A 20848-nucleotide genomic window follows, 5' to 3' on the forward strand; every position below is an offset into this window, starting at 1 on the left:
ATCTCTGCTTGTATAATGGCGGCAGGCAAAACGGAAGCGAGTAAGCATGAAATCTATCCCGGGCGATATCCCGCAGTACCTGTTGATCAAGGCGCAGCTTCAGGCGCGTATTCAGAGCGGTGCGTTGAAAAGCGGTGATAAACTGCCGTCTGAACGCGAACTGTGCGCGATCTTCAACACCACGCGCATTACTATTCGCGAAAGCCTGGCGCAGCTGGAGTCCAGTGGGCTTATCTGGCGCGCCGATCGTCGCGGTTGGTTCGTTACGCCGGAACGCCTGTGGCTGGATCCGACCCAGAACACCAACTTCCATAAGCTTTGCCGCGAGCAGGGGCGGGAGCCAAAAACCGCGCTACTGAGCGGCGTGTTAACCACAGTGCCTGTCGAGGTCATGGAGCCCCTCCAGCTCCAGCCGTTTGATCAAATCTATCTGCTGACCCGTCTGCGTTACGCCGATGGCCGCGCCGTGTGCTACTGCGAAAACCATTGTTTGCCCGCCCGCGTGCCTGAGCTGCTGCAGTACGATCTCAACGGCAGCCTGACCGAGGTATACGAGTCGCACTACAACCTCGTCTATACCAGCATGCATCTGTCGTTCTACCCCACCGCCATGCCTGCGCAGGCCGCACAGGCGCTGGGAGTTATGGAAGGACGCCCGGCGCTGTTGCTGCGCCGTCTGAACTACGATCAACACGGGCGAGTGCTGGATCTGGATATCGAATACTGGCGTCACGACAGCCTGCGTATTGAGGTAGATACCCACTAGCGGATGCGCCGGATGTTGGCTGCGAGCCTTATCCGGCCTGTCAATCGTATCGTCTCACGGCTATCCGGATAAGCGCAGCATCCTCCGGCGTGGACTGATTTATTTCTCTTTCATCGTTTTGTCACATAAGCCGTTTAGCGTAAAAAGCAAACCTGGTATAGGCCAGAAAATGCAACGTACGCTATGAGGCTATTACGATGAAACTTTCCCGACTTACTCTGCTGTCTGTCTTCGCTCTCGCCAGCGCCCCGTCATGGGCGGAATCAGTGGTCACGGTGTACTCCATCGACGGGCTGCACGATGGCGATAACAGCTGGTACCAGGTGCAGTTTGACGCATTCACTAAAGCGACCGGCATTACCGTACGCTATGTTGAAGGCGGTGGTGGCGTGGTAGTGGAACGTCTGGCAAAAGAGCGTACGAATCCACAAGCCGACGTGCTGGTAACCGCGCCGCCATTCATTCAGCGCGCCGCCGCCGAAAAGCTGCTGGCGAACTTTAACACCGACGCCGCATCGGCTATCCCCGATGCCAACAACCTTTATTCGCCGCTGGTAAAGAACTATCTGAGCTTTATCTACAACAGCAAGCTGCTGAAAACTGCCCCGGCGAGCTGGCAGGATCTGCTTGACGGTAAATTCAAAAATAAACTCCAGTATTCCACGCCAGGTCAGGCCGCTGACGGCACGGCGGTAATGCTGCAGGCTTTCCACAGCTTCGGCAGTAAAGATGCCGGTTTTGCGTATCTCGGCAAGCTGCAGGCCAATAACGTCGGGCCATCTGCCTCTACCGGCAAGCTAACCGCGCTGGTTAATAAAGGTGAAATCTACGTCGCTAACGGCGACCTGCAAATGAACCTCGCGCAGATGGAACGTAACCCGAACGTGAAAATCTTCTGGCCGGCCAACGACAAAGGCGAGCGCAGCGCGCTGGCCATCCCTTATGTCATTGGCCTGGTCCAGGGGGCGCCGCAGAGTGAAAACGGTAAAAAGCTGATTAACTTCCTGCTGAGTAAAGAAGCGCAGACTCGCGTCAGCGAACTCTCCTGGGGAATGCCAGTACGCAGCGACGTGACGCCGAGCGACGAACATTACAAGGCCGCCACTGCCGCGTTAGAAGGCGTGCAGAGCTGGCAGCCCAATTGGGATGACGTAGCCGTTTCGCTGTCGGCAGATATTAGCCGTTGGCACAAAGTGACCGAAAGCGAGTAAGCCTGATGCTGATGAAAACGACCGCCGTTCACGCCCCTGCATCGCAGGGGACATCGGGGATAGTCCTCGACTCGCTGCGCGTTGCGTATCACGGCAACGTGGTGCTTAAACCGCTCTCTTTGACGATTGAACCTGGCGAAGTGCTGGCGCTGATTGGCCCATCAGGATCTGGAAAAACGACGGTGCTGCGTGCGGTTGCGGGCTTTGTGCAACCTGCAGGCGGTCGTATTCTGATTGGCGATACGGACGTCACCCATCTGCCACCCTATAAACGCGGGTTGGCGATGGTGGTGCAGAACTACGCCTTGTTCCCGCATCTGAAAGTGGAAGACAACGTCGCTTTTGGTCTGCGTGCGCAGAAGCAGCCAAAGGCGCTAATTAATGAGCGTGTCACGCAGGCGCTGAAAACGGTTGGCATGAGTGATTACGCCACCCGTTATCCGCATCAACTTTCCGGCGGCCAGCAGCAACGCGTGGCCATCGCCCGCGCGATTGCCGTGCGCCCGCGCGTGCTGTTGCTGGATGAACCACTGTCAGCGCTGGACGCACAGATTCGTCATAATATGGTGGAAGAAATCGCCCGTCTTCACCGTGAGCTGCCGGAACTCACTATTCTCTACGTTACCCACGATCAAACGGAAGCGCTCACCCTGGCCGATAAAATCGGCATTATGAAGGATGGCTCGCTGATTGCTCACGGCGAAACCCGCGCGCTATATCAGCATCCGCCCAATCGTTTTGCCGCCGAATTCTTAGGTCGCGCCAATATTCTCTCCGCCATTGCGCTGGGGATAACGGAGATTCCGGGGCTGGTGGACGTCAGCTGCGGCGGTGCGGTGATTCGCGCGTTCAGCCGGGGCAGCCACCACGGTTACAACAAACTGCTGTGCATTCGTCCTCAGCACCTCAGCCTGACGCCGCGTTCGGCCTACAGCAACCGCTTCACCGCCACACTGCAATCGGTGCACTGGCAGGGCGATTTAACCCATCTGTTGTGTGACGTTGCTGGCGAAACGGTGCGGATGGTGTTGACGCATGTCAATCCACTGCCGCGCGTGGGCGACAAGCTGGCGCTGTGGTTCGAACCGGATGATGCGGTCCTGATTGAGGTATAACCATGTCACTCATTTTACCACTGGAAAAACCGGCGCTTAACCTACGCCCGCTGCTGTGGCTGCTGCTCCCGTTGCTGGTGCTGGCGACGCTGTTTTTCTGGCCTCTGTCGCTCATCGTTGAACAGGCGCTACGCGGTGCCAATGGCGAGATCGGGCTCGAGACCTTCCGCCAGGTGGTCGACTCGAAACGCTTTGTCGGCGCGTTGCTGAACACGTTGCAAATCGCCTTTTTCGCCACCGCCGGTTGCCTGCTGCTGGGCAGCGTGATGTCGCTGATTCTGGTGTTTATTCCTTTCCCCGGCAGCGAGTTGATTGGTCGGGTCGTCGATACTTTTATTGCGCTGCCGACCTTCCTGATTACGCTGGCGTTCACCTTTATTTATGGGTCAGCGGGTCTGCTCAACGGTACGCTGATGAGCCTGTTTGCCTTTGAGCTACCGCCGGTAGATTTTCTCTACTCGATGCAGGGCGTCATTCTGGCGGAGATCACGGTGTTCACTCCGCTGGTGATGCGGCCACTGATGGCCGCGCTGCGGCAAATTGATAAAAGCCAGCTAGAAGCAGCCAGCATTCTGGGGGCGCACCCGTTACGGGTGATTGGGCAGGTGATTTTCCCGGCGGCGCTACCGGCGCTGATGGCTGGTGGCAGCCTGTGCCTGCTGTTGACCACTAACGAGTTTGGCATCGTACTGTTTATTGGCGCGAAAGGGGTTAACACCCTGCCGATGATGGTTTACAGCAAAGCGATTCTGGAGTCCGACTATACGGTCGCCTGCATGATTGCGTTGATTAACATTGTTTTGTCGCTGGGGCTGTTCTCCCTCTATCGCCTGGCGGCATCGCGTACCGGCGTAAGGAGCTAGCCATGCTAATTTGGTCACCTAAAGGACGCGCAGCGGCGGGCGTTGTGGCTAGCGTACTGTTTATCGTGTTCTTTTTCCTGCCGCTGGCGGTGATTCTGATGTCCAGCCTTAGCCAGCAGTGGAACGGTATTCTGCCGAGTGGCTTCACGCTGAACCACTTTGTTAACGCTCTGCACGGTGCGGCATGGGACGCCCTACTTGCCAGCCTCACGATTGGCTTTTGCGCCAGCCTGTTTGCGCTGCTTTGCGGCGTTTGGGCGGCGCTGGCGCTGCGTCAATATGGGGTGAAAACGCAGAAATGGTTAAGTATGGTGTTCTATCTGCCGAGTGCGATTCCGTCAGTGTCCGTGGGCCTGGGCATTCTGGTTGCTTTCAGCCAGGGGCCATTGCAAATGAACGGCACCCTATGGATTGTGCTGACAGCGCACTTTGTGCTGATTTCCGCCTTTACCTTCAGTAACGTGTCGACCGGACTGGCGCGAATTTCCGCCGATATTGAAAACGTCGCGTCGAGTCTGGGGGCATCGCCCTGGTATCGTCTGCGTCACGTGACGTTGCCGTTATTGATGCCGTGGATGATGTCAGCGCTGGCGCTGAGTTTATCGCTCTCCATGGGGGAGTTGGGCGCGACAATGATGATTTATCCGCCGGGCTGGACGACGCTACCGGTGGCTATCTTTAGCCTGACCGACCGTGGAAATATCGCCGACGGCGCGGCGCTGACCATTGTGCTGGTGGCCATTACGCTGCTGCTGATGATGAAGCTGGAGCGCATTGCAAAACGGTTGGGGCACAAATAAAACGGTAGGCCGGGTAGGACATAGCCGCCACCCGGCAAAGGAATTACGGACGATACACCTTCACATTGGCAAACCCCTGCTCGCGCAGATAGAGCGCCTGCAGGCGACTCATTACGCCGCGTTCGCACCATAGCAGCCAAGTTTTGCTCTGATCGAGGTCGCCAAATTTAGTACTCAGCTTGTAGAAAGGCAGCGAAACGACGTCGACGCCTTCCACTTTCAGCGGCTTGTCATCCTGCTCGTCGACAGAACGGATATCCAGAATCACATCGTTGGCGCCAAAACCGCTCACGGTTTCTACTTCCACCACCTCCTGCTGGGTCTGCTGGGCGATTTCACGAATATCGACGTTGTTCGCTTCTTCTACCACCTTATCGAGAATACTGAAGTCGAAATTTTCTTCTTCGGCTTCAATTTTCGCTTTAATGGCTTTCACCGTCGGACTTTTTGAAATCACGCCACAGTATTCCGGCATCGTACGGGCAAAATCTTCCGTACCAATCTGGCGCGCCAGGTTGATAATGTGCTCTTTATCGTAAGAGATCAGCGGGCGCAAGATCAGCGTGTCAGATACGTTATCGATCAAGCGCAAGTTGGTTAGCGTCTGGCTGGATACCTGGCCCAGCGCTTCGCCGGTCACCAGTGCCTGTACGCCGTAACGTTCCGCCACTTTCGACGCCGCGCGTACCATCATACGTTTGAGCACCACGCCCATCTGGCCGTCGTCAACTTTCTCCAGAATCTCGCCGACCACCGGTTCGAAGTTAATCGCCACAAAACGCACGCGATGGGAGCTGCCAAAGCGGTTCCACAGGTAATGCGCCACCTGGCGAACGCCGATTTCATGCGCCGCGCCGCCGAGGTTAAAGAAGCAGTAGTGTACGCGGCAGCCGCGACGCATCAGCATATAGCTGGAGACGCCGGAGTCAAAACCGCCGGAGATCAGCGACAGCACATCTTCCTGGGTGCCAATCGGGAAACCGCCAATACCTTCATAACGCCCTTTGATCAGCAGCAGGCGATCATCTTCCACTTCCAGATGCACCGTCACATCCGGGTTAGTGAGCTTCACGCGCGCCGATTCAATATGCTGATTTAATCCGCCGCCGACATAGCGCTCCACCTCAATGGAGCTAAACTCATGCTTACCGCGACGTTTTACGCGCACGCAGAAGGTTTTGCCTTCAAGCTGCTCGCGATACTGCGCCAACGCTTTCTCGAAAATGTCGTGCATATCGGTGAACGGCACATCTTCGACTTCAAGAATATGGTGAATCCCCGGAATGCGGGTCAGCGCGTCGCGAATCGCCAGACGCTGGTTTTCATCTTTGGCGCGAACTTCAATGTTATCCCAGTGACGGACAACCGCGAGGGTCTCATCGTAGTGCTTTAAAACGTTACGGATGTTCCCGGTTAAAATTTTTATAAAGCGCAAACGCACAGATTGGCTTTTGATAGTGATTTCCGGGAACAATTTAATGATAAACTTCATGGCGGCAATGGTTCTTTAGCAAGCTATCTAAGGCTTGTCGTGGAGAAATAGTACAGCAGCCCATACCTACGGCTGCATCCAGGCGCGGAAGTATATCACTATCACGGACATCTTGCGCATTTCCCCTTACCATTGCGCGTTATTTGCTTATCAGTGTGAGTCCGTTACCATAGACTTGTGCTGCCATTACAGAGAGTCAAACAGTCATCATGCCGAAGAAAAATGAGGCGCCCGCCAGCTTTGAAACTGCGCTGAGCGAGCTGGAACATATTGTTACCCGCCTGGAAAGCGGCGATTTGCCGCTGGAAGACGCGCTGAATGAATTCGAGCGCGGCGTACAACTGGCGCGTCAGGGGCAGGCAAAACTGCAGCAGGCGGAACAGCGCGTGCAAATTTTGCTGTCTGATAATGAAGAGGCTTCACCTGAGCCTTTTATCGCGGATAATGAGTAAATGGACTTTACGCAGCAGCTACAGGCTTGCGTAACGCAAGCGAATCAGGCGCTGAGCCGTTTTATCGCGCCACTGCCCTTTCAGAACACTCCCGTGGTCGAAGCCATGCAGTATGGCGCATTATTAGGCGGTAAACGCCTGCGGCCATTTCTGGTTTACGCCACCGGTCAAATGTTTGGCGTCAGTACGGCAACGCTGGATGCGCCAGCTGCGGCGGTCGAATGCATTCATGCCTATTCGCTGATCCATGACGACCTGCCAGCAATGGACGATGACGATTTGCGTCGCGGCCTGCCGACTTGCCATATTAAATTTGGCGAAGCCAACGCAATCCTGGCGGGAGACGCGTTGCAAACGCTGGCGTTTGCCATTATCAGCGACGCGCCGATGCCGGAAGTCGCCGATCGCGATCGTATCGCGATGATCGCCGAACTGGCGAACGCCAGCGGCATCGCCGGTATGTGCGGCGGTCAGGCATTGGATCTGGCGGCAGAAGGCCAGCGGATCACTCTGGACGCGCTGGAACGCATTCATCGCCATAAGACCGGCGCGCTCATTCGCGCCGCCGTTAGACTTGGCGCGTTGAGCGCGGGCGATAAAGGACGGAATACTCTGCCGATACTTGACCGCTATGCAGAGAGTATCGGCCTTGCCTTCCAGGTTCAGGATGACATTCTGGATGTGGTGGGCGATACTGCAACGTTAGGTAAACGTCAGGGCGCAGACCAGCAGCTTGGCAAAAGTACCTACCCTGCACTTCTGGGTCTTGAGCAAGCCCGGAATAAAGCCCGGGACCTGATAGAGGACGCCCGTCAGTCGTTACATCAGCTGGCCGCGCAATCACTGGACACCTCGGCACTGGAAGCGCTAGCGAACTACATAATCCAGCGTGATAAATAAACCCCATATCCAATGAGCTTGCGATGAGTTTTGATATAGCCAAATACCCTACCCTGGCATTGGTCGACTCCACCCAGGAGTTACGACTGTTACCGAAAGAGAGTCTGCCGAAACTCTGCGACGAGCTACGCCGCTACTTACTCGACAGCGTAAGCCGTTCCAGCGGGCACTTCGCTTCCGGGCTGGGCACGGTAGAACTTACCGTGGCGCTGCATTATGTCTACAACACCCCGTTTGACCAGCTAATCTGGGATGTTGGACACCAGGCTTATCCACATAAAATCCTTACCGGTCGTCGCGACAAAATCGGCACCATTCGCCAGAAAGGCGGTCTGCACCCGTTCCCGTGGCGCGGAGAAAGCGAATACGATGTGCTGAGCGTTGGGCATTCCTCCACCTCCATCAGCGCCGGTATCGGTATTGCCGTAGCGGCGGAGAAAGAAGGCAAAGATCGCCGCACCGTCTGTGTGATTGGCGACGGCGCCATCACCGCCGGTATGGCGTTTGAAGCAATGAATCACGCAGGCGATATCCGGCCCGACATGCTGGTCATTCTGAACGACAATGAAATGTCAATTTCGGAAAACGTCGGCGCGCTCAACAACCATCTGGCGCAGCTACTTTCCGGTAAGCTTTACTCTTCTCTACGCGAAGGCGGAAAAAAGGTCTTCTCCGGCGTACCGCCAATTAAAGAACTGCTCAAGCGTACCGAAGAACATATTAAAGGCATGGTTGTGCCGGGAACACTGTTCGAAGAGCTGGGCTTTAACTACATCGGGCCGGTCGATGGTCACGATGTCATGGGGCTTATCAGCACATTGAAGAACATGCGCGACCTGAAAGGCCCGCAGTTCCTGCATATCATGACCAAGAAAGGCCGCGGCTATGAGCCCGCGGAAAAAGATCCGATCACTTTCCATGCGGTGCCTAAATTTGATCCTTCCAGCGGATGTTTGCCGAAAAGCAGCGGCGGTCTGCCAGGTTATTCAAAAATCTTCGGTGACTGGCTGTGTGAAACCGCCGCCAAAGACAGCAAGCTGATGGCGATCACCCCGGCAATGCGCGAAGGTTCCGGCATGGTGGAATTTTCACGTAAATTCCCGGATCGCTATTTTGACGTCGCCATCGCCGAGCAGCATGCCGTCACCTTCGCCGCAGGCCTGGCGATTGGCGGCTATAAGCCCGTCGTGGCGATCTACTCTACTTTCCTGCAACGCGCCTACGATCAGGTCATCCATGACGTCGCTATCCAGAAACTGCCGGTCATGTTCGCCATCGATCGCGCCGGTATCGTTGGCGCGGATGGGCAAACGCACCAGGGCGCGTTCGATCTCTCCTATCTGCGCTGCATCCCGGATATGGTGATCATGACGCCAAGCGACGAAAACGAATGTCGCCAGATGTTATTTACCGGGTATCACTATAACGACGGCCCGACGGCAGTACGTTATCCACGCGGTAATGCGCAGGGCGTGGCGCTAACCCCGCTGGAAAAACTGCCTATTGGTAAAGGCCTTGTAAAGCGTCATGGCGAAAAACTGGCGATTCTGAACTTTGGCACCTTAATGCCTGAGGCGGCGAAAGTCGCCGAAGCGCTGAACGCCACGCTGGTCGACATGCGCTTTGTTAAGCCGCTGGACGACACGTTAATTCTGGAGATGGCCGCGCAGCATGACGCGCTGGTGACGCTGGAAGAAAACGCCATTATGGGCGGCGCTGGCAGCGGCGTAAACGAAGTGCTAATGGCCCATCGTAAACCTGTACCTGTGCTGAATATCGGTCTTCCGGATTTCTTTATCCCGCAAGGAACGCAGGAAGAAGCCCGCGCGGAACTGGGGCTCGACGCCGCAGGCATTGAAGCCAAAATCAAGGCCTGGCTGGCATAATCCCCTCTTTGCTCCTGCTATGCTTGAAGAGTGACGGGTATAACAGGAGCGGAGTCATGCAATACAACACGTTAGGAAATACAGATCTTCGGGTATCCCGCCTTTGTCTGGGCTGCATGACATTCGGCGAGCCGAGTCGCGGCAATCACGCCTGGACGCTTCCCGAAGAGAGCAGCCGTCCCATCATCAAGCGCGCCCTTGAGGGCGGCATTAACTTTTTTGATACCGCCAACAGCTACTCCGATGGCAGCAGCGAAGAGATTGTCGGCCGCGCGCTGCGTGATTTCGCCCGGCGCGACGAGGTGGTGGTAGCGACGAAAGTCTTCCATCGCGTCGGCGATCTGCCGGAAGGATTGTCCCGCGCGCAAATCCTGCGCTCTATTGACGATAGCCTCGCCCGTCTGGGAATGGAGTATGTCGATATCCTGCAAATCCACCGCTGGGATTACACCACACCAATAGAAGAAACTCTGGAAGCGCTAAACGACGTGGTGAAGGCGGGTAAAGCCCGCTATATCGGCGCTTCCTCAATGCACGCCTCACAATTTGCCCAGGCGCTGGCGCTACAAAAACAACACGGCTGGGCGCCGTTTGTCACCATGCAGGATCACTATAACCTGATCTACCGCGAGGAAGAGCGAGAGATGCTACCGCTGTGCTGGCAGGAAGGCGTTGCCGTGATTCCGTGGAGTCCGCTGGCGCGCGGACGCTTAACTCGCCCCTGGGGAGAAACCACGGCCCGGCTGGTCTCGGATGACGTGGGTAAAAATTTATACGATGAAAGCGATAAAAATGATGCGCAAATAGCGGAACGGCTGGCTGGCGTCAGCGAGGCGCTCGGCGCAACGCGAGCGCAGGTCGCGCTGGCCTGGCTGCTCAGCAAACGAGGCGTCGCCGCGCCGATTATCGGCGCTTCGCGTGAAGAGCAGTTAGATGAGTTGCTGAATGCCGTTGATTTAACGCTCAAACCGGAGCAGATTGCCGAACTCGAAACACCGTACAAACAACATCCGGTGGTGGGATTTAAATAATCTGCCATTGCCCGATGGCGCGGCGCTTATCGGGCCTGCGAAATCGACATATTGTTCGGGGAGAGGCCGGATAAGGCGTTTACGCCGCCATCCGGCAACCCCTTTAAATAATACCGAGCGGCCAGTGATGACCGATAAAATACAGTATGCCGGCGGATATCACCCCGGCGACGATATCATCGATCATTATCCCCGTGCCGCCGTGCACGTTGCGATCAAACCAACGAATCGGCCAGGGTTTCCACATATCCAGAATGCGGAAAATAATGAACCCGGCAGCCACCCACTGCCAGTCCGTCGTCGGCAACGCCATCAGCGTTATCCACATACCGATAAATTCGTCCCAGACAATACTGCCGTGGTCGTGTACGCCCATATCTTTCGCCGTCTGATGGCAAAGATAAACGCCAATGCAGATCCCAAACATCACGACCAGCGAATAAAGCTGCCACGGCAGAAACGTCATCAGATACCAGAAGGGGATCGCCGCCAGCGAGCCCATCGTGCCCGGCACCACGGGGCTCAGCCCGCTGCCAAAGCCGGTAGCGAGCAGATGCCACGGATTGCGCAAATTCAGGCGGCTTTTCGCAACATCTTTATGGCGTGGCAAAATGGTCATATCCTTTCCAGTCAAAGGTGACAGGCATTCCGTCACGTACAAAATTCAGCCCTTCAATATCTGCGCTCATTTGACCTATGCAGGTAAAGGGAACACCCAGTTGACCAATGGCGACATCCAGCGCGCCACGGTTCAGTTCCGGCACCGTAAAGCACAGCTCATAGTCTTCGCCGCCGGAAAGCGCCCAACGCAGCGCCTGCCCGTCATCAACATGGCGCATCATCGCATCGGATTTTGGCAGCGCATCAACTTCTACTCTTGCCCCACAGCCGCTGGCCTTGACGATATGCCCCAGATCGGAAATCAAACCATCGGAAAGATCGATAGCCGCGCTGGCGATATCACGCAGCGCCTGGCCGTGTAAAATCCGCGGCGTCGGGCGTAAATGCCGTTGAATTAAATAGTGAGCGTCTGTCTCCTCCGACACCTGTAGCCGGTTTTGCAAAACCGCCAGCCCGGCAGCGCTGTCGCCCGGCGTACCGGTGATATAAATCCAGTCGCCCGGCTTCGCGCCAGATCGCTTGAGCGCGCGCCCTGCCGGGATATAACCGTGGATACCCAGCGTCATCGACAGCGGTCCACGCGTGGTGTCGCCGCCAATGAGCTGCATATCGTAGTAATTCAATAGCGCAAACAGACTGTCGCTAAAAGCCTCCAGCCACGGCTCATCCACTTCCGGCAACGTTAACGCCAGCGTTAACCACGCCGGGTCGGCCCCCATCGCGGCCAGATCGCTTAAATTCACCGCCAACGCTTTATAAGCCAGATCGGCAGGATCGATATTGGGGAGGAAGTGGTTGCCCGCCACCAGCGTATCGGTACTGATCGCCAGGGTCTGCTTTTCAGGAATATTCAGGAGCGCGCAATCGTCGCCAATACCGGTTTCAACATCAAGACGAGAGCTTCTTACACGGTCAAAATAACGGGCAATCAGGGAAAACTCGCCACATGCCATACGTTATGCCTCAGCAGAAAAAAAGAAAAGGCCGGAGACGGCGGGTATCGAACGCCCGCTATCTTTCCGGCCTGTGAATCACTTTTTGTTAGGACGAATCACCGGAGCTGCTTTATCCAGTACGCCGTTGACGAATTTGTGGCTGTCTTCAGCGCCAAAGGTTTTCGCCAGTTCAATCGCTTCGTTGATGGCCACTTTATAAGGCACATCGCTGCGTTTTGACAGCTCAAACAACGCAATACGCAGCACGGCTTTTTCAACCTGTCCCAGCTCTTCAAGCAGGCGGGACAGATACGGTTTCATTAAACCATCCAGGTACGCGCTGTTAGTCGCCACCCCGGACAGCAGTTCACGGAAATAGAGAACGTCGACGTCTTTTACGTCCTGTTCCGCCAGGAACTGGTATTCAACATCAGCGATGTCGTTCTGGGACAACTGCCAGGAGTAAAGCGCCTGGACGGCACACTCACGGGCGCGGCGACGAGCAGCAGGTTTCACGGAATTCCCCTTACAAAAAATCAGGCCTTAATGGCTTTCAATACATTAATCATTTCAAGCGCGGTCAGCGCAGCTTCTGCGCCTTTATTACCGGCTTTTGTACCAGCACGTTCGATGGCTTGTTCAATACTCTCGGTGGTCAGAACACCAAAGGCTACCGGCACGCCACTGTCCTGGGCAACGCTTGCCAGGCCATTACTGGCGCCGCCTGCCACATATTCAAAGTGCGCAGTCCCCCCGCGAATCACGGTTCCCAGCGCAACCACGGCGTCATATTTACCGCTTTTCGCCAGCGCATCGGTCGCCAGCGGCAGTTCATAGGCGCCAGGCACCCACACTACGGTAATATTATCATCTTTTACCTGACCAATACGCGTCAGGGCATCAACCGCGCCATCCAGCAGGCTGTCGTTGATAAACTGATTGAAACGCGCAATAGTGATGGCGACACGAGCGTCAGGGGCTGCAACGTTAGCTTTAATAATGTTCATATTCTCTCTTCCAGGGTTCATTTGGCCCCGCAGGGGGGCGGATTTTATCATAATAATTTGAGCGCTGCTCCCCTTTCGACGGGAGAACTCATGCGCTCACCATATGCAGGCAAACATCCGGGCCGACATGTCGTATTTCGCTGAAGGTAAATTGCGGCGCGTCGGCGAGCCTCTCAAGCCCCGGCAATTCGCATAATCCCCGCGCCTGGGTTCCCAACAATTTAGGCGCGACATAGACAATCAGTTCATCCACCAGCCCGGCTTGCAGCAACGCGCCCGCCAGTCCCGGTCCGGCTTCAACCCATATGCTATTAATCTGCTGCCTGCCTAACTGCATCATCAGCACAACCAGATCCAAATGTCCGTTGTGCGCTGGTACGCTGATAGTACGAACCGCATCGGGCCACGCGCGGCTATCTTCCTGGGTACGCGCGATCCACGTTTCGCCAGGCTGCTGCACAATACGATGCGCAGGCGTTACCCGGTTTTGGCTGTCGATAACAATTCGCACCGGCTGGCGCAGATTTTCCTGCGGGTAAGACGCCTGCGTAGAAGCGTCTAACTCTGTCCAACGCACCGTCAAGGCCGGATCGTCAGCCAATACCGTCGCGCTACTGGTTAAGATAGCGTGGCTTTGCGCACGCAAGCGCTGAACGTCGCGCCGGGCCTGCGGCGAGGTGATCCACTGGCTTTCGCCGCTGGCCATCGCCGTCCGTCCATCCACGGAGGCGCCCAGTTTAAGCTGAAGATAAGGGAATCCGGTACGCATCCGCTTGAGGAAGCCTTTATTGAGCGCCTCCGCTTCACTCATCATTAACCCGTGGCTGACCGCAATACCCGCCTGTTGCAGGCGATACAGCCCGCGCCCGGCGACCTGTGGATTTGGGTCCTGCATCGCGGCGACCACGCGCGCGACGCCGGCCGCAATCAGCGCATCGCAACATGGCGGCGTTCGCCCATGATGGCTACAGGGTTCAAGCGTGACATAGGCGGTTGCGCCTTTGGCTTTTGCGCCCGCCATCCGCAGAGCATGGACCTCGGCGTGCGGCTCTCCGGCGCGATGGTGATAACCTTCGCCGACGATGTCGCCATTGTTAACAATGACACAGCCGACATTAGGGTTCGGGTGAGTGGTGAAACGTCCACGCTGCGCCAGTTTGAGCGCTCGCGCCATGTAAAACTCATCCTGCATGGCTTAGTCCTGTAGGCGAGCGATTTCTTCGCCAAAGTCTTTGATATCTTCGAAACTGCGATAGACGGAGGCAAAGCGAATATACGCGACTTTATCGAGTTTTTTCAGCTGCTCCATGACCAGGTTGCCAATCATCTTGCTGGGAACTTCACGCTCCCCAGTGGCACGTAATTGTGACTTAATATGGTTCAATGCCATTTCAACATCATCTGCGCTGACGGGTCTTTTTTCCAGCGCTCTCAACATGCCGCTACGCAGCTTATCCTCATTAAAGGGTTCGCGCACATCGTTGCTTTTTATCACGCGCGGCATGACCAGTTCAGCCACTTCAAAGGTCGTAAAGCGTTCATTACACACCAGACACTGCCGACGGCGGCGCACGGACGAGCCCTCGCCTACAAGACGAGAGTCAATGACTTTGGTATCTACGGCGAAACAAAATGGGCAATGCATACGGCGTCCTGACCAGATGATTTAGAAAACGCTATTTTACCCTGAACTGGCGCGACAACAAAGGCGGAGCGCTTTTGAGATAAAGGATCGGTGCCTTTGTGCGTATAGCGCACTACCATTACGCTATCGGACCACGAAGGAAATGATCGACATGACAAGACGTTACCTAAGAATTCTCCTGGTGGGAAGTCTCTTGAGCCTGACCGCCTGCGCGCCGCAGAGCGAAGTTCGCCAGATGCATCAAAGCATTAGCACCCTGAATAAAGAGATGACCCAACTGAATCAGGAAACGGTAAAAATTACCCAACAAAATAAGCTGAATGCGGAGTCAACCCGCGGCGTCTATTTGTTGCCTGGCGCCAATACGCCTGCCCGGCTGGAGAGTCAGATCGGTACGCTACGTATGACATTGCTGGAGATTACGCCTGTCGCAGACGGCGCTCACGCAACGTTACGCATTCAGGGCGAGTCCCGCGATCCGCTGCCGGCATTCAGCGCTACCGTAGAGTACGGGCAAATTCAGGGCACTACGGAGAACTATCAGGAGGTGAATGCACAGAGCCTTCTGGTAAATGCCCCTGCCAGCTTGCTGGCGCCCAGTGATGTCAATATTTCGTTACCGTTGAAGGGGATCACTCCGGCGCAGTTAGGCTTCATTCGCATCCATGATATTCAGCCTGTTAATCAATAAACGTTCTGGCGGAGCGTTTTGTGCGTTCCGCAACATCCCCCGCGCGACTTTTGTTGCCCTACTGACATTTTCGTCATTTATGACATAGATTGGTAATATTCATGAAAGACAGTACTGTCGCCGCACCTAAAATGCGCAAACGTGAACGCAATCGATTACGTAAATGATAGATATGTGAAACAAGACATATTTTTGTGAGCAATGATTTTTATAATAGGCTCCGCAGAAACACGAAATATTTAGAAACGCAAATTGCGTTCTTTTCACTCCCGTAAGGGATTTCAAACAGTGGCATACATATGAAAAAAACTTTACTCGCAGTCAGCGCAGCGCTGGCGCTCACCTCATCTTTTACTGCTAACGCAGCAGAAAATGATCAGCCGCAGTATTTATCCGACTGGTGGCACCAGAGCGTAAACGTGGTAGGCAGCTACCATACCCGTTTCTCGCCGAAATTGAACAACGACGTCTATCTGGAATATGAAGCATTTGCCAAAAAAGACTGGTTTGATTTCTACGGCTATATCGATATTCCCAAAACCTTTGATTGGGGTAACGGCAACGATAAAGGTATCTGGTCCGACGGTTCTCCGCTGTTCATGGAAATCGAACCGCGTTTCTCGATTGATAAGCTGACCGGCGCAGACCTGAGCTTCGGCCCGTTTAAAGAGTGGTATTTCGCCAACAACTACATCTACGATATGGGCGATAACAAAGCCAGCCGCCAGAGCACGTGGTATATGGGTCTGGGGACCGATATCGACACCGGCCTGCCGATGGGCCTGTCGCTGAACGTGTATGCGAAATATCAGTGGCAAAACTACGGCGCGTCCAATGAAAACGAATGGGACGGCTACCGTTTCAAAGTAAAATACTTCGTCCCCATCACCGATCTGTGGGGCGGTAAACTGAGCTATATCGGCTTTACCAACTTTGACTGGGGATCTGATTTAGGCGACGATCCGAACCGTACCAGCAACTCCATCGCTTCCAGCCATATCCTGGCGCTGAACTACGATCACTGGCACTACTCGGTCGTTGCACGTTACTTCCATAACGGCGGACAGTGGCAGAATGGCGCAAAACTGAACTGGGGCGACGGCGATTTCAGCGCGAAATCTACCGGCTGGGGCGGCTACCTGGTCGTGGGTTACAACTTCTAAACCTGCAAAAAAGGCCAGAGGTCGCCCTCTGGCCCGTTTCGGGCGCATGCTGCCATGCGGCGGCGAGTCGCGCCCACTTCACATTACTTCCGGCGATGCCACCCGCCTAAAAACAGACCTGTCGCAATCCCGACCAGCGTTGGTGCCGCCAGATCGTGCCAGATAGTAATGCTCAACTCTGTGAGCGTCATATTGCCGCCTTTGTTGCAATGGCAACGGTTCGCGGCTATCCTCAACTTGTCTGGAGTCAAGTTAGCCCCCGTAATGTTGCCGGTGAATACCGAACAATGTGCGGGGGTTTTCTCTTTCCAGCGACAAGGCCACCGGGGATCAAGCCCCCGCAACATTGCGCCTCACCGGGTTGCCCCGGCTTACCGCTGATTCTACTCTGCTCGCCAGTATCGGCAGGACTTAAAAACAAAAAAATCCCAACCTTGCGATCGGGATTCCAGTGACAATGTATGCGTTACAGGACGTTTGGGGCTGGCGACAAACTCCGAGGCTGAAAAAATGTCAGATTGCATCCGACCTACGAAAACCAATAATTCATTTATATTGCGGATTCCGTTGGGTGGAGCGAAGCGTAACCTAACATTCAACAGCACCAACAACTTTGTCAGCAGCCTGCTTATTTCTTTTTGTTCATCATCGCTTTCAGATCGGCAAACGGGTTATAAGTCGCCTCGCCGACATCTTTTTGCGCATCTTCCCCGGCAATGACCGTCGAACCATACTGATCGGCTTCGGTATATTTGGAATGCTCGTGATCGTGGCAGTAGAGGCACAATAGCTCCCAGTTGCTGCCGTCTTCCGGATTATTGGTGTGGTCATGATCGATATGATGCACCGTCAGCTCACGCAGATTTGAATACACAAACTCACGGGAACAACGTCCGCACACCCACGGAAACAGCTTCAGCGCTTTTTCACGATAGCCGCTTTCCAGGCGCGCGTAGTTTTTTGGGATGATAGCCATGATAGTTCCTCATGCAATCGAGTTTATTCTGGATAATAAAAAGCCGCAGCACCCTGCGATGTTGCGGCTTTTTTCAGTCATGTTAACGCCAGCTTACGGCAGAATGGACGGCTGATCCGCCCCTTCTTTTTCGACTTTCTGCTGCAGCATATGCTCGCGCTTCATACCGAGTTTCAGCGCCAGCGCCGATGCGACATAGATAGAAGATGCCGTACCAATAGAGACACCGATCAGCATCGTCAGCGAGAAGCCTTCCAGTACCGGACCGCCGAAGAGGTACAGCATCAGAATTACCACTAACGTCGTACCGGAGGTAATCAACGTGCGGTGTAGCGTCTGGGTCAGCGACACGTTAAAGATTTCGTAAGGCGTCCCGCGACGGATTTTGCGGAAGTTTTCACGAATACGGTCAGAGACCACGATACTGTCGTTCAGCGAGTAACCGATCACCGACATCAACGATGCCACAATGGTCAGGTCAATCTCGATATGGAAAAGCGACAGTATCCCCAGCGTAATGATTACGTCGTGCGCCAGCGCGATGACCACCCCTGCCGCCAGTCGCCACTCAAAGCGGAAACCGACATAAACGAGGATAGAGATCAACGCCACCAGCAGCGCCATGGCGCCGGTTTGCGCCAGATCGGCGCCCACGCTTGGCCCCACGAATTCAATACGCTTCACGGCCGCGTTCTGGTTGGTGGCTTCATTAATGATCGTCACCACTTTGCTACCCAGTACCTGACCGCCGGTTTCACCTTCGGTTGGCGGCATACGCACCATAATGTCGTGACTGCTGCCAAAGTTCTGCAACTGCGGCTCTTCATAGCCCGCTTTTTGCAGCGCTTCGCGCATCACGTCCATTTCAGCCGGTTTTTCCAGCGTGATTTCAATTACCGTGCCACCGGTGAAATCCAGCCCCCAGTTAAACCCGCGTACGCCCATAATGACAATGGCCGCGATCAGCAACAGCCCGGAGATGCCGAATGCCCAGAAGTCCCAGCGCATAAAGTCATAGACTTTACGGCCGTGGTTTAGTTGTTCAACAGTGTATTCCTGTGCCACATCGCACTCCTCAGATTGACAGCTTAGTGACGCGCTTGCCGCCATATAGCAGGTTTACGATAGCACGCGTACCGATAATCGCGGTAAACATCGACGTCGCCACACCGATACCGGTCGTAATCGCGAACCCTTTAATTGCCCCGGTACCGACAGCATACAGAATGATGACTTTAATCAGCGTCGTGATGTTCGCATCGAAGATGGAACTGAACGCGCCGGCATAGCCTTCGTTTATCGCCTGCTGTACCGTGCGGCCATTACTCAACTCTTCTTTGATACGTTCGTTAATCAGAACGTTGGCGTCGACCGCCACCGCAAGGGTTAACACGATACCCGCAATCCCCGGCATACTGAGCGTTGCCCCCGGCAACAGCGACATGATACCGACAATCAACACCAGGTTAGCCACTAACGCGCTGGTCGCAATCAGACCAAACTTCTTATAGAAGAAGATCATGAACAGGATGGAGACCACCAGACCGGCCAGACAGGCTTCCAGGCCCTGCTTGATGTTCTGCATACCCAAAGTCGGGCCAATGGTGCGCTCTTCAACGATCTGAATCGGCGCGATCAGGGCGCCCGCACGCAGCAACAACGAGAGCTGACGCGCTTCGTTCGGGTTGCTGATACCGGTAATACGGAAGCTGTTACCCAGCCGAGACTGGATGTTGGCAATGTTAATCACCTCTTCCTGTTTCACCAGTACAGCGCGACCGTTAGCGTCTTTCTTACCGCTGTCTTTATACTCCACAAACAGGGTCGCCATCGGTTTGCCGATATTGTCCTTAGTGAAGTTAGACATGATATTGCCGCCTGCGCTATCCAGCGAGATGTTAACCTGCGGTTGGTTATATTCATCCTGGCTGGACGTCGAGTCGGTGATATGGTCGCCGGTGAGGATCACGCGTTTGTACAATACCACCGGCTGACCTTCGCGGGTCTGTTTCACTTCGGAATCACCCGGTACGCGCCCGGCAGCAGCAGCGGCCTGGTCAACGTTGGTATTCACCAGACGGAATTCCAGCGTCGCGGTCGCGCCGAGAATTTCTTTCGCACGAGCGGTATCCTGGATACCCGGCAGCTCAACCACAATACGGTCTGCGCCCTGACGCTGTACGACAGGCTCCGCGACGCCCAGTTGGTTAACACGGTTACGCAGAATATTAATGTTCTGCTGAACGGCGTATTCACGCGCTTCGCTCAGGCGCGCATCGGTCATTACCGCGCGAAGTTGATTGCCGCTCTGGCTGGAAATCACCAGGTCACGATGACGCGGCGTCAGATAGGCGATCGCCTCATCACGCGCTTTGCTGTCACGGAACGTGATGCTCAGCCCATAATTATTTTCTTTACGAACGGTGGTATAAGGAATGCCTTTTTCACGCAGATCGCTGCGCAGGCTATCGATATTTTGTTCCTGGAGTTTACCTAACGCGGTATCCATATCCACTTCCATCAGGAAGTGAACGCCGCCGCGCAGATCAAGACCGAGCTTCATCGGATCGGCGTGAATAGCCGCCAACCAGCGCGGCGTAGCCGGCGCAAGGTTAAGCGCCACGACATATTTATCCCCCAGCACGCTCATCAGCGCTTCACGGGCGCGTAGCTGGGTATCGGTGGTGTCGAAGCGCGCAAGAATAGCGCCCTCTTCCAGTGCCACAGACTTAGCGGGAATTTTTTCTTCTTGTAACGTTTTCTGGACCTGGATCAGCGTTTGCTCACTGGCGGCGACGCCGCGCACGCCAGTGATTTGAACAGCCGGATCCTCACCATACAGGTTGGGAAGTGCGTAAAGCAGGCCGACGATAATCACGACGACCAGCATGATGTACTTCCACAAAGGATAACGGTTTAACACGGCAGTTCCCTTTGGGAAAACGAAATATTACAGCGCCTTCATGGTGCCTTTCGGCAGAACGGCAGCTACGAAGTCACGTTTGATAACCACTTCCGTGGTGTCATTCAGCGCGATGGCAATGTAGCCGGCTTCCGCTACTTTGGTCACTCGACCAACCAGACCGCCATTCGTCAGAACTTCATCACCTTTCGCAATGGAGTCCATCAGCTTTTTGTGCTCTTTGGTGCGCTTCTGCTGCGGGCGCAGGATCATGAAATAGAAAATCAGACCAAACACCACCAGCATTAAAATCAGAGACATCGGGCTGCCCTGCGCCGGAGCACCTGTTGCCGCTACCGCATCAGAAATAAAAAAGCTCATTCAAATTCCCT

23 protein-coding genes and 1 pseudogene are annotated in these 20848 nt (G+C 54.9%); 12 read left to right on the plus strand and 12 right to left on the minus strand.

All coding sequences use genetic code 11. From position 1 onward, the window contains the following. Nucleotides 1–46 precede the first annotated feature (46 nt). The 5 genes from phnR (at nucleotide 47) to phnV (ending at nucleotide 4755) form a co-directional block, all read left to right on the plus strand. Nucleotides 47–766: a phosphonate utilization transcriptional regulator PhnR gene (gene phnR, locus OLG56_RS16315; RefSeq protein WP_000836268.1), complete on the plus strand. Its 720-nt coding sequence runs from the start codon at nucleotides 47–49 to the stop codon at nucleotides 764–766. 197 nt (nucleotides 767–963) lie between these two features. Continuing rightward, nucleotides 964–1977 carry a 2-aminoethylphosphonate ABC transporter substrate-binding protein gene (gene phnS, locus OLG56_RS16320; protein ID WP_207011569.1) on the plus strand — a complete coding sequence of 338 codons (1014 nt, stop codon included), beginning with the start codon at nucleotides 964–966 and terminating at the stop codon, nucleotides 1975–1977. A gap of 5 nt (nucleotides 1978–1982) precedes the next feature. Beyond that, on the plus strand, nucleotides 1983–3092 hold the full coding sequence (phnT, locus tag OLG56_RS16325) for a 2-aminoethylphosphonate ABC transport system ATP-binding subunit PhnT (protein ID WP_000928797.1): 1110 nt from the start codon (nucleotides 1983–1985) through the stop codon (nucleotides 3090–3092). A gap of 2 nt (nucleotides 3093–3094) precedes the next feature. Continuing rightward, nucleotides 3095–3955 (plus strand): 2-aminoethylphosphonate ABC transporter permease subunit, encoded by an 861-nt coding sequence (phnU, locus tag OLG56_RS16330; RefSeq protein ID WP_000052716.1) that lies wholly within the window; start codon nucleotides 3095–3097, stop codon nucleotides 3953–3955. Nucleotides 3956–3957: 2 nt separating this feature from the next. Next, nucleotides 3958–4755, plus strand: coding sequence for a 2-aminoethylphosphonate ABC transport system, membrane component PhnV (gene phnV / locus OLG56_RS16335; protein ID WP_000909790.1), 798 nt, complete (start codon nucleotides 3958–3960; stop codon nucleotides 4753–4755). A gap of 43 nt (nucleotides 4756–4798) precedes the next feature. On the opposite strand, the gene thiI is transcribed toward phnV, so the two are convergent. After that, entirely contained in the window at nucleotides 4799–6247 is a 1449-nt protein-coding gene (thiI, locus tag OLG56_RS16340; protein WP_000668648.1) for a tRNA uracil 4-sulfurtransferase ThiI, read from the minus strand. Nucleotides 6248–6456: 209 nt separating this feature from the next. On the opposite strand from thiI, the gene xseB reads away from it, so the two are divergent. From xseB to OLG56_RS22360, 5 genes and pseudogenes are all read left to right on the plus strand, one after another. Further along, nucleotides 6457–6699: an exodeoxyribonuclease VII small subunit gene (gene xseB / locus OLG56_RS16345; protein ID WP_001124944.1), complete on the plus strand. Its 243-nt coding sequence runs from the start codon at nucleotides 6457–6459 to the stop codon at nucleotides 6697–6699. Next, nucleotides 6700–7599, plus strand: a complete 900-nt coding sequence (gene ispA / locus OLG56_RS16350; protein ID WP_000348074.1) for a (2E,6E)-farnesyl diphosphate synthase — start codon at nucleotides 6700–6702, stop codon at nucleotides 7597–7599. 23 nt (nucleotides 7600–7622) lie between these two features. Next, complete coding sequence (gene dxs / locus OLG56_RS16355; RefSeq protein ID WP_000006777.1) at nucleotides 7623–9485, plus strand: 1-deoxy-D-xylulose-5-phosphate synthase; 1863 nt, start codon at nucleotides 7623–7625, stop codon at nucleotides 9483–9485. 56 nt (nucleotides 9486–9541) lie between these two features. Next, nucleotides 9542–10516 (plus strand): aldo/keto reductase, encoded by a 975-nt coding sequence (locus tag OLG56_RS16360; protein WP_023197725.1) that lies wholly within the window; start codon nucleotides 9542–9544, stop codon nucleotides 10514–10516. Nucleotides 10517–10523: 7 nt separating this feature from the next. Next, nucleotides 10524–10612: pseudogene (locus OLG56_RS22360) on the plus strand (hypothetical protein); the annotation flags it as partial. A gap of 7 nt (nucleotides 10613–10619) precedes the next feature. On the opposite strand, the gene pgpA reads toward OLG56_RS22360, so the two are convergent. From pgpA to nrdR, 6 genes are all read right to left on the minus strand, one after another. Continuing rightward, entirely contained in the window at nucleotides 10620–11135 is a 516-nt protein-coding gene (gene pgpA / locus OLG56_RS16365) for a phosphatidylglycerophosphatase A (protein WP_207011568.1), read from the minus strand. Further along, entirely contained in the window at nucleotides 11113–12090 is a 978-nt protein-coding gene (gene thiL, locus OLG56_RS16370) for a thiamine-phosphate kinase (protein WP_000752147.1), read from the minus strand. The genes pgpA and thiL overlap by 23 nt, the downstream gene beginning before the upstream one ends. A gap of 78 nt (nucleotides 12091–12168) precedes the next feature. After that, entirely contained in the window at nucleotides 12169–12588 is a 420-nt protein-coding gene (gene nusB / locus OLG56_RS16375) for a transcription antitermination factor NusB (protein WP_000801129.1), read from the minus strand. 20 nt (nucleotides 12589–12608) lie between these two features. After that, nucleotides 12609–13079, minus strand: coding sequence for a 6,7-dimethyl-8-ribityllumazine synthase (gene ribH, locus OLG56_RS16380; RefSeq protein WP_001021370.1), 471 nt, complete (start codon nucleotides 13077–13079; stop codon nucleotides 12609–12611). 88 nt (nucleotides 13080–13167) lie between these two features. Continuing rightward, nucleotides 13168–14271 carry a bifunctional diaminohydroxyphosphoribosylaminopyrimidine deaminase/5-amino-6-(5-phosphoribosylamino)uracil reductase RibD gene (ribD, locus tag OLG56_RS16385; RefSeq protein WP_061377231.1) on the minus strand — a complete coding sequence of 368 codons (1104 nt, stop codon included), beginning with the start codon at nucleotides 14269–14271 and terminating at the stop codon, nucleotides 13168–13170. Between the two features lie 3 nt (nucleotides 14272–14274). Then, on the minus strand, nucleotides 14275–14724 hold the full coding sequence (nrdR, locus tag OLG56_RS16390; protein ID WP_000543533.1) for a transcriptional regulator NrdR: 450 nt from the start codon (nucleotides 14722–14724) through the stop codon (nucleotides 14275–14277). 151 nt (nucleotides 14725–14875) lie between these two features. Here nrdR and OLG56_RS16395 point away from each other — a divergent pair, with 151 nt between their 5' ends. Together OLG56_RS16395 and OLG56_RS16400 are read left to right on the plus strand one after the other, a co-directional pair. Next, the gene (locus tag OLG56_RS16395; RefSeq protein ID WP_000198486.1) at nucleotides 14876–15415 is read left to right on the plus strand and encodes a SadB/YajI family lipoprotein; all 540 of its coding nucleotides are present in this window, start codon (nucleotides 14876–14878) and stop codon (nucleotides 15413–15415) included. A 299-nt stretch (nucleotides 15416–15714) separates the two neighbouring features. Continuing rightward, on the plus strand, nucleotides 15715–16578 hold the full coding sequence (locus tag OLG56_RS16400; RefSeq protein WP_000752021.1) for a nucleoside-specific channel-forming protein Tsx: 864 nt from the start codon (nucleotides 15715–15717) through the stop codon (nucleotides 16576–16578). 83 nt (nucleotides 16579–16661) lie between these two features. Here the strand turns inward: OLG56_RS16400 and OLG56_RS22235 are convergent, their stop codons facing one another. From OLG56_RS22235 to yajC, 5 genes are all read right to left on the minus strand, one after another. Continuing rightward, nucleotides 16662–16769, minus strand: a complete 108-nt coding sequence (locus tag OLG56_RS22235) for a type I toxin-antitoxin system toxin Ldr family protein (RefSeq protein WP_207011567.1) — start codon at nucleotides 16767–16769, stop codon at nucleotides 16662–16664. A 437-nt stretch (nucleotides 16770–17206) separates the two neighbouring features. Next, entirely contained in the window at nucleotides 17207–17554 is a 348-nt protein-coding gene (yajD, locus tag OLG56_RS16410; RefSeq protein WP_000974818.1) for an HNH nuclease YajD, read from the minus strand. Nucleotides 17555–17647: 93 nt separating this feature from the next. Further along, complete coding sequence (gene secF, locus OLG56_RS16415) at nucleotides 17648–18619, minus strand: protein translocase subunit SecF (RefSeq protein WP_000046629.1); 972 nt, start codon at nucleotides 18617–18619, stop codon at nucleotides 17648–17650. A 10-nt stretch (nucleotides 18620–18629) separates the two neighbouring features. Next, entirely contained in the window at nucleotides 18630–20477 is a 1848-nt protein-coding gene (gene secD / locus OLG56_RS16420; protein WP_000934811.1) for a protein translocase subunit SecD, read from the minus strand. Nucleotides 20478–20504: 27 nt separating this feature from the next. Beyond that, on the minus strand, nucleotides 20505–20837 hold the full coding sequence (yajC, locus tag OLG56_RS16425) for a preprotein translocase subunit YajC (protein WP_000007628.1): 333 nt from the start codon (nucleotides 20835–20837) through the stop codon (nucleotides 20505–20507). Between the last annotated feature and the right edge of the window lie 11 nt (nucleotides 20838–20848).

It is taken from the genome of Salmonella sp. 2018103 (assembly GCF_026247685.1).
Lineage (GTDB): Bacteria > Pseudomonadota > Gammaproteobacteria > Enterobacterales > Enterobacteriaceae > Salmonella > Salmonella enterica.

What these genes read in the sequence shown, in the direction of transcription:
- phnR (WP_000836268.1), top strand. Translation starts at nt 47, where the DNA reads ATGAAATCTATCCCGGGCGATATCCCGCAGTACCTGTTGATCAAGGCG.
- phnS (WP_207011569.1), top strand. Translation starts at nt 964, where the DNA reads ATGAAACTTTCCCGACTTACTCTGCTGTCTGTCTTCGCTCTCGCCAGC.
- phnT (WP_000928797.1), top strand. Translation starts at nt 1,983, where the DNA reads ATGCTGATGAAAACGACCGCCGTTCACGCCCCTGCATCGCAGGGGACA.
- phnU (WP_000052716.1), top strand. Translation starts at nt 3,095, where the DNA reads ATGTCACTCATTTTACCACTGGAAAAACCGGCGCTTAACCTACGCCCG.
- phnV (WP_000909790.1), top strand. Translation starts at nt 3,958, where the DNA reads ATGCTAATTTGGTCACCTAAAGGACGCGCAGCGGCGGGCGTTGTGGCT.
- thiI (WP_000668648.1), bottom strand. Translation starts at nt 6,247, where the DNA reads ATGAAGTTTATCATTAAATTGTTCCCGGAAATCACTATCAAAAGCCAA.
- xseB (WP_001124944.1), top strand. Translation starts at nt 6,457, where the DNA reads ATGCCGAAGAAAAATGAGGCGCCCGCCAGCTTTGAAACTGCGCTGAGC.
- ispA (WP_000348074.1), top strand. Translation starts at nt 6,700, where the DNA reads ATGGACTTTACGCAGCAGCTACAGGCTTGCGTAACGCAAGCGAATCAG.
- dxs (WP_000006777.1), top strand. Translation starts at nt 7,623, where the DNA reads ATGAGTTTTGATATAGCCAAATACCCTACCCTGGCATTGGTCGACTCC.
- OLG56_RS16360 (WP_023197725.1), top strand. Translation starts at nt 9,542, where the DNA reads ATGCAATACAACACGTTAGGAAATACAGATCTTCGGGTATCCCGCCTT.
- pgpA (WP_207011568.1), bottom strand. Translation starts at nt 11,135, where the DNA reads ATGACCATTTTGCCACGCCATAAAGATGTTGCGAAAAGCCGCCTGAAT.
- thiL (WP_000752147.1), bottom strand. Translation starts at nt 12,090, where the DNA reads ATGGCATGTGGCGAGTTTTCCCTGATTGCCCGTTATTTTGACCGTGTA.
- ribH (WP_001021370.1), bottom strand. Translation starts at nt 13,079, where the DNA reads ATGAACATTATTAAAGCTAACGTTGCAGCCCCTGACGCTCGTGTCGCC.
- ribD (WP_061377231.1), bottom strand. Translation starts at nt 14,271, where the DNA reads ATGCAGGATGAGTTTTACATGGCGCGAGCGCTCAAACTGGCGCAGCGT.
- nrdR (WP_000543533.1), bottom strand. Translation starts at nt 14,724, where the DNA reads ATGCATTGCCCATTTTGTTTCGCCGTAGATACCAAAGTCATTGACTCT.
- OLG56_RS16395 (WP_000198486.1), top strand. Translation starts at nt 14,876, where the DNA reads ATGACAAGACGTTACCTAAGAATTCTCCTGGTGGGAAGTCTCTTGAGC.
- OLG56_RS16400 (WP_000752021.1), top strand. Translation starts at nt 15,715, where the DNA reads ATGAAAAAAACTTTACTCGCAGTCAGCGCAGCGCTGGCGCTCACCTCA.
- OLG56_RS22235 (WP_207011567.1), bottom strand. Translation starts at nt 16,769, where the DNA reads ATGACGCTCACAGAGTTGAGCATTACTATCTGGCACGATCTGGCGGCA.
- yajD (WP_000974818.1), bottom strand. Translation starts at nt 17,554, where the DNA reads ATGGCTATCATCCCAAAAAACTACGCGCGCCTGGAAAGCGGCTATCGT.
- yajC (WP_000007628.1), bottom strand. Translation starts at nt 20,837, where the DNA reads ATGAGCTTTTTTATTTCTGATGCGGTAGCGGCAACAGGTGCTCCGGCG.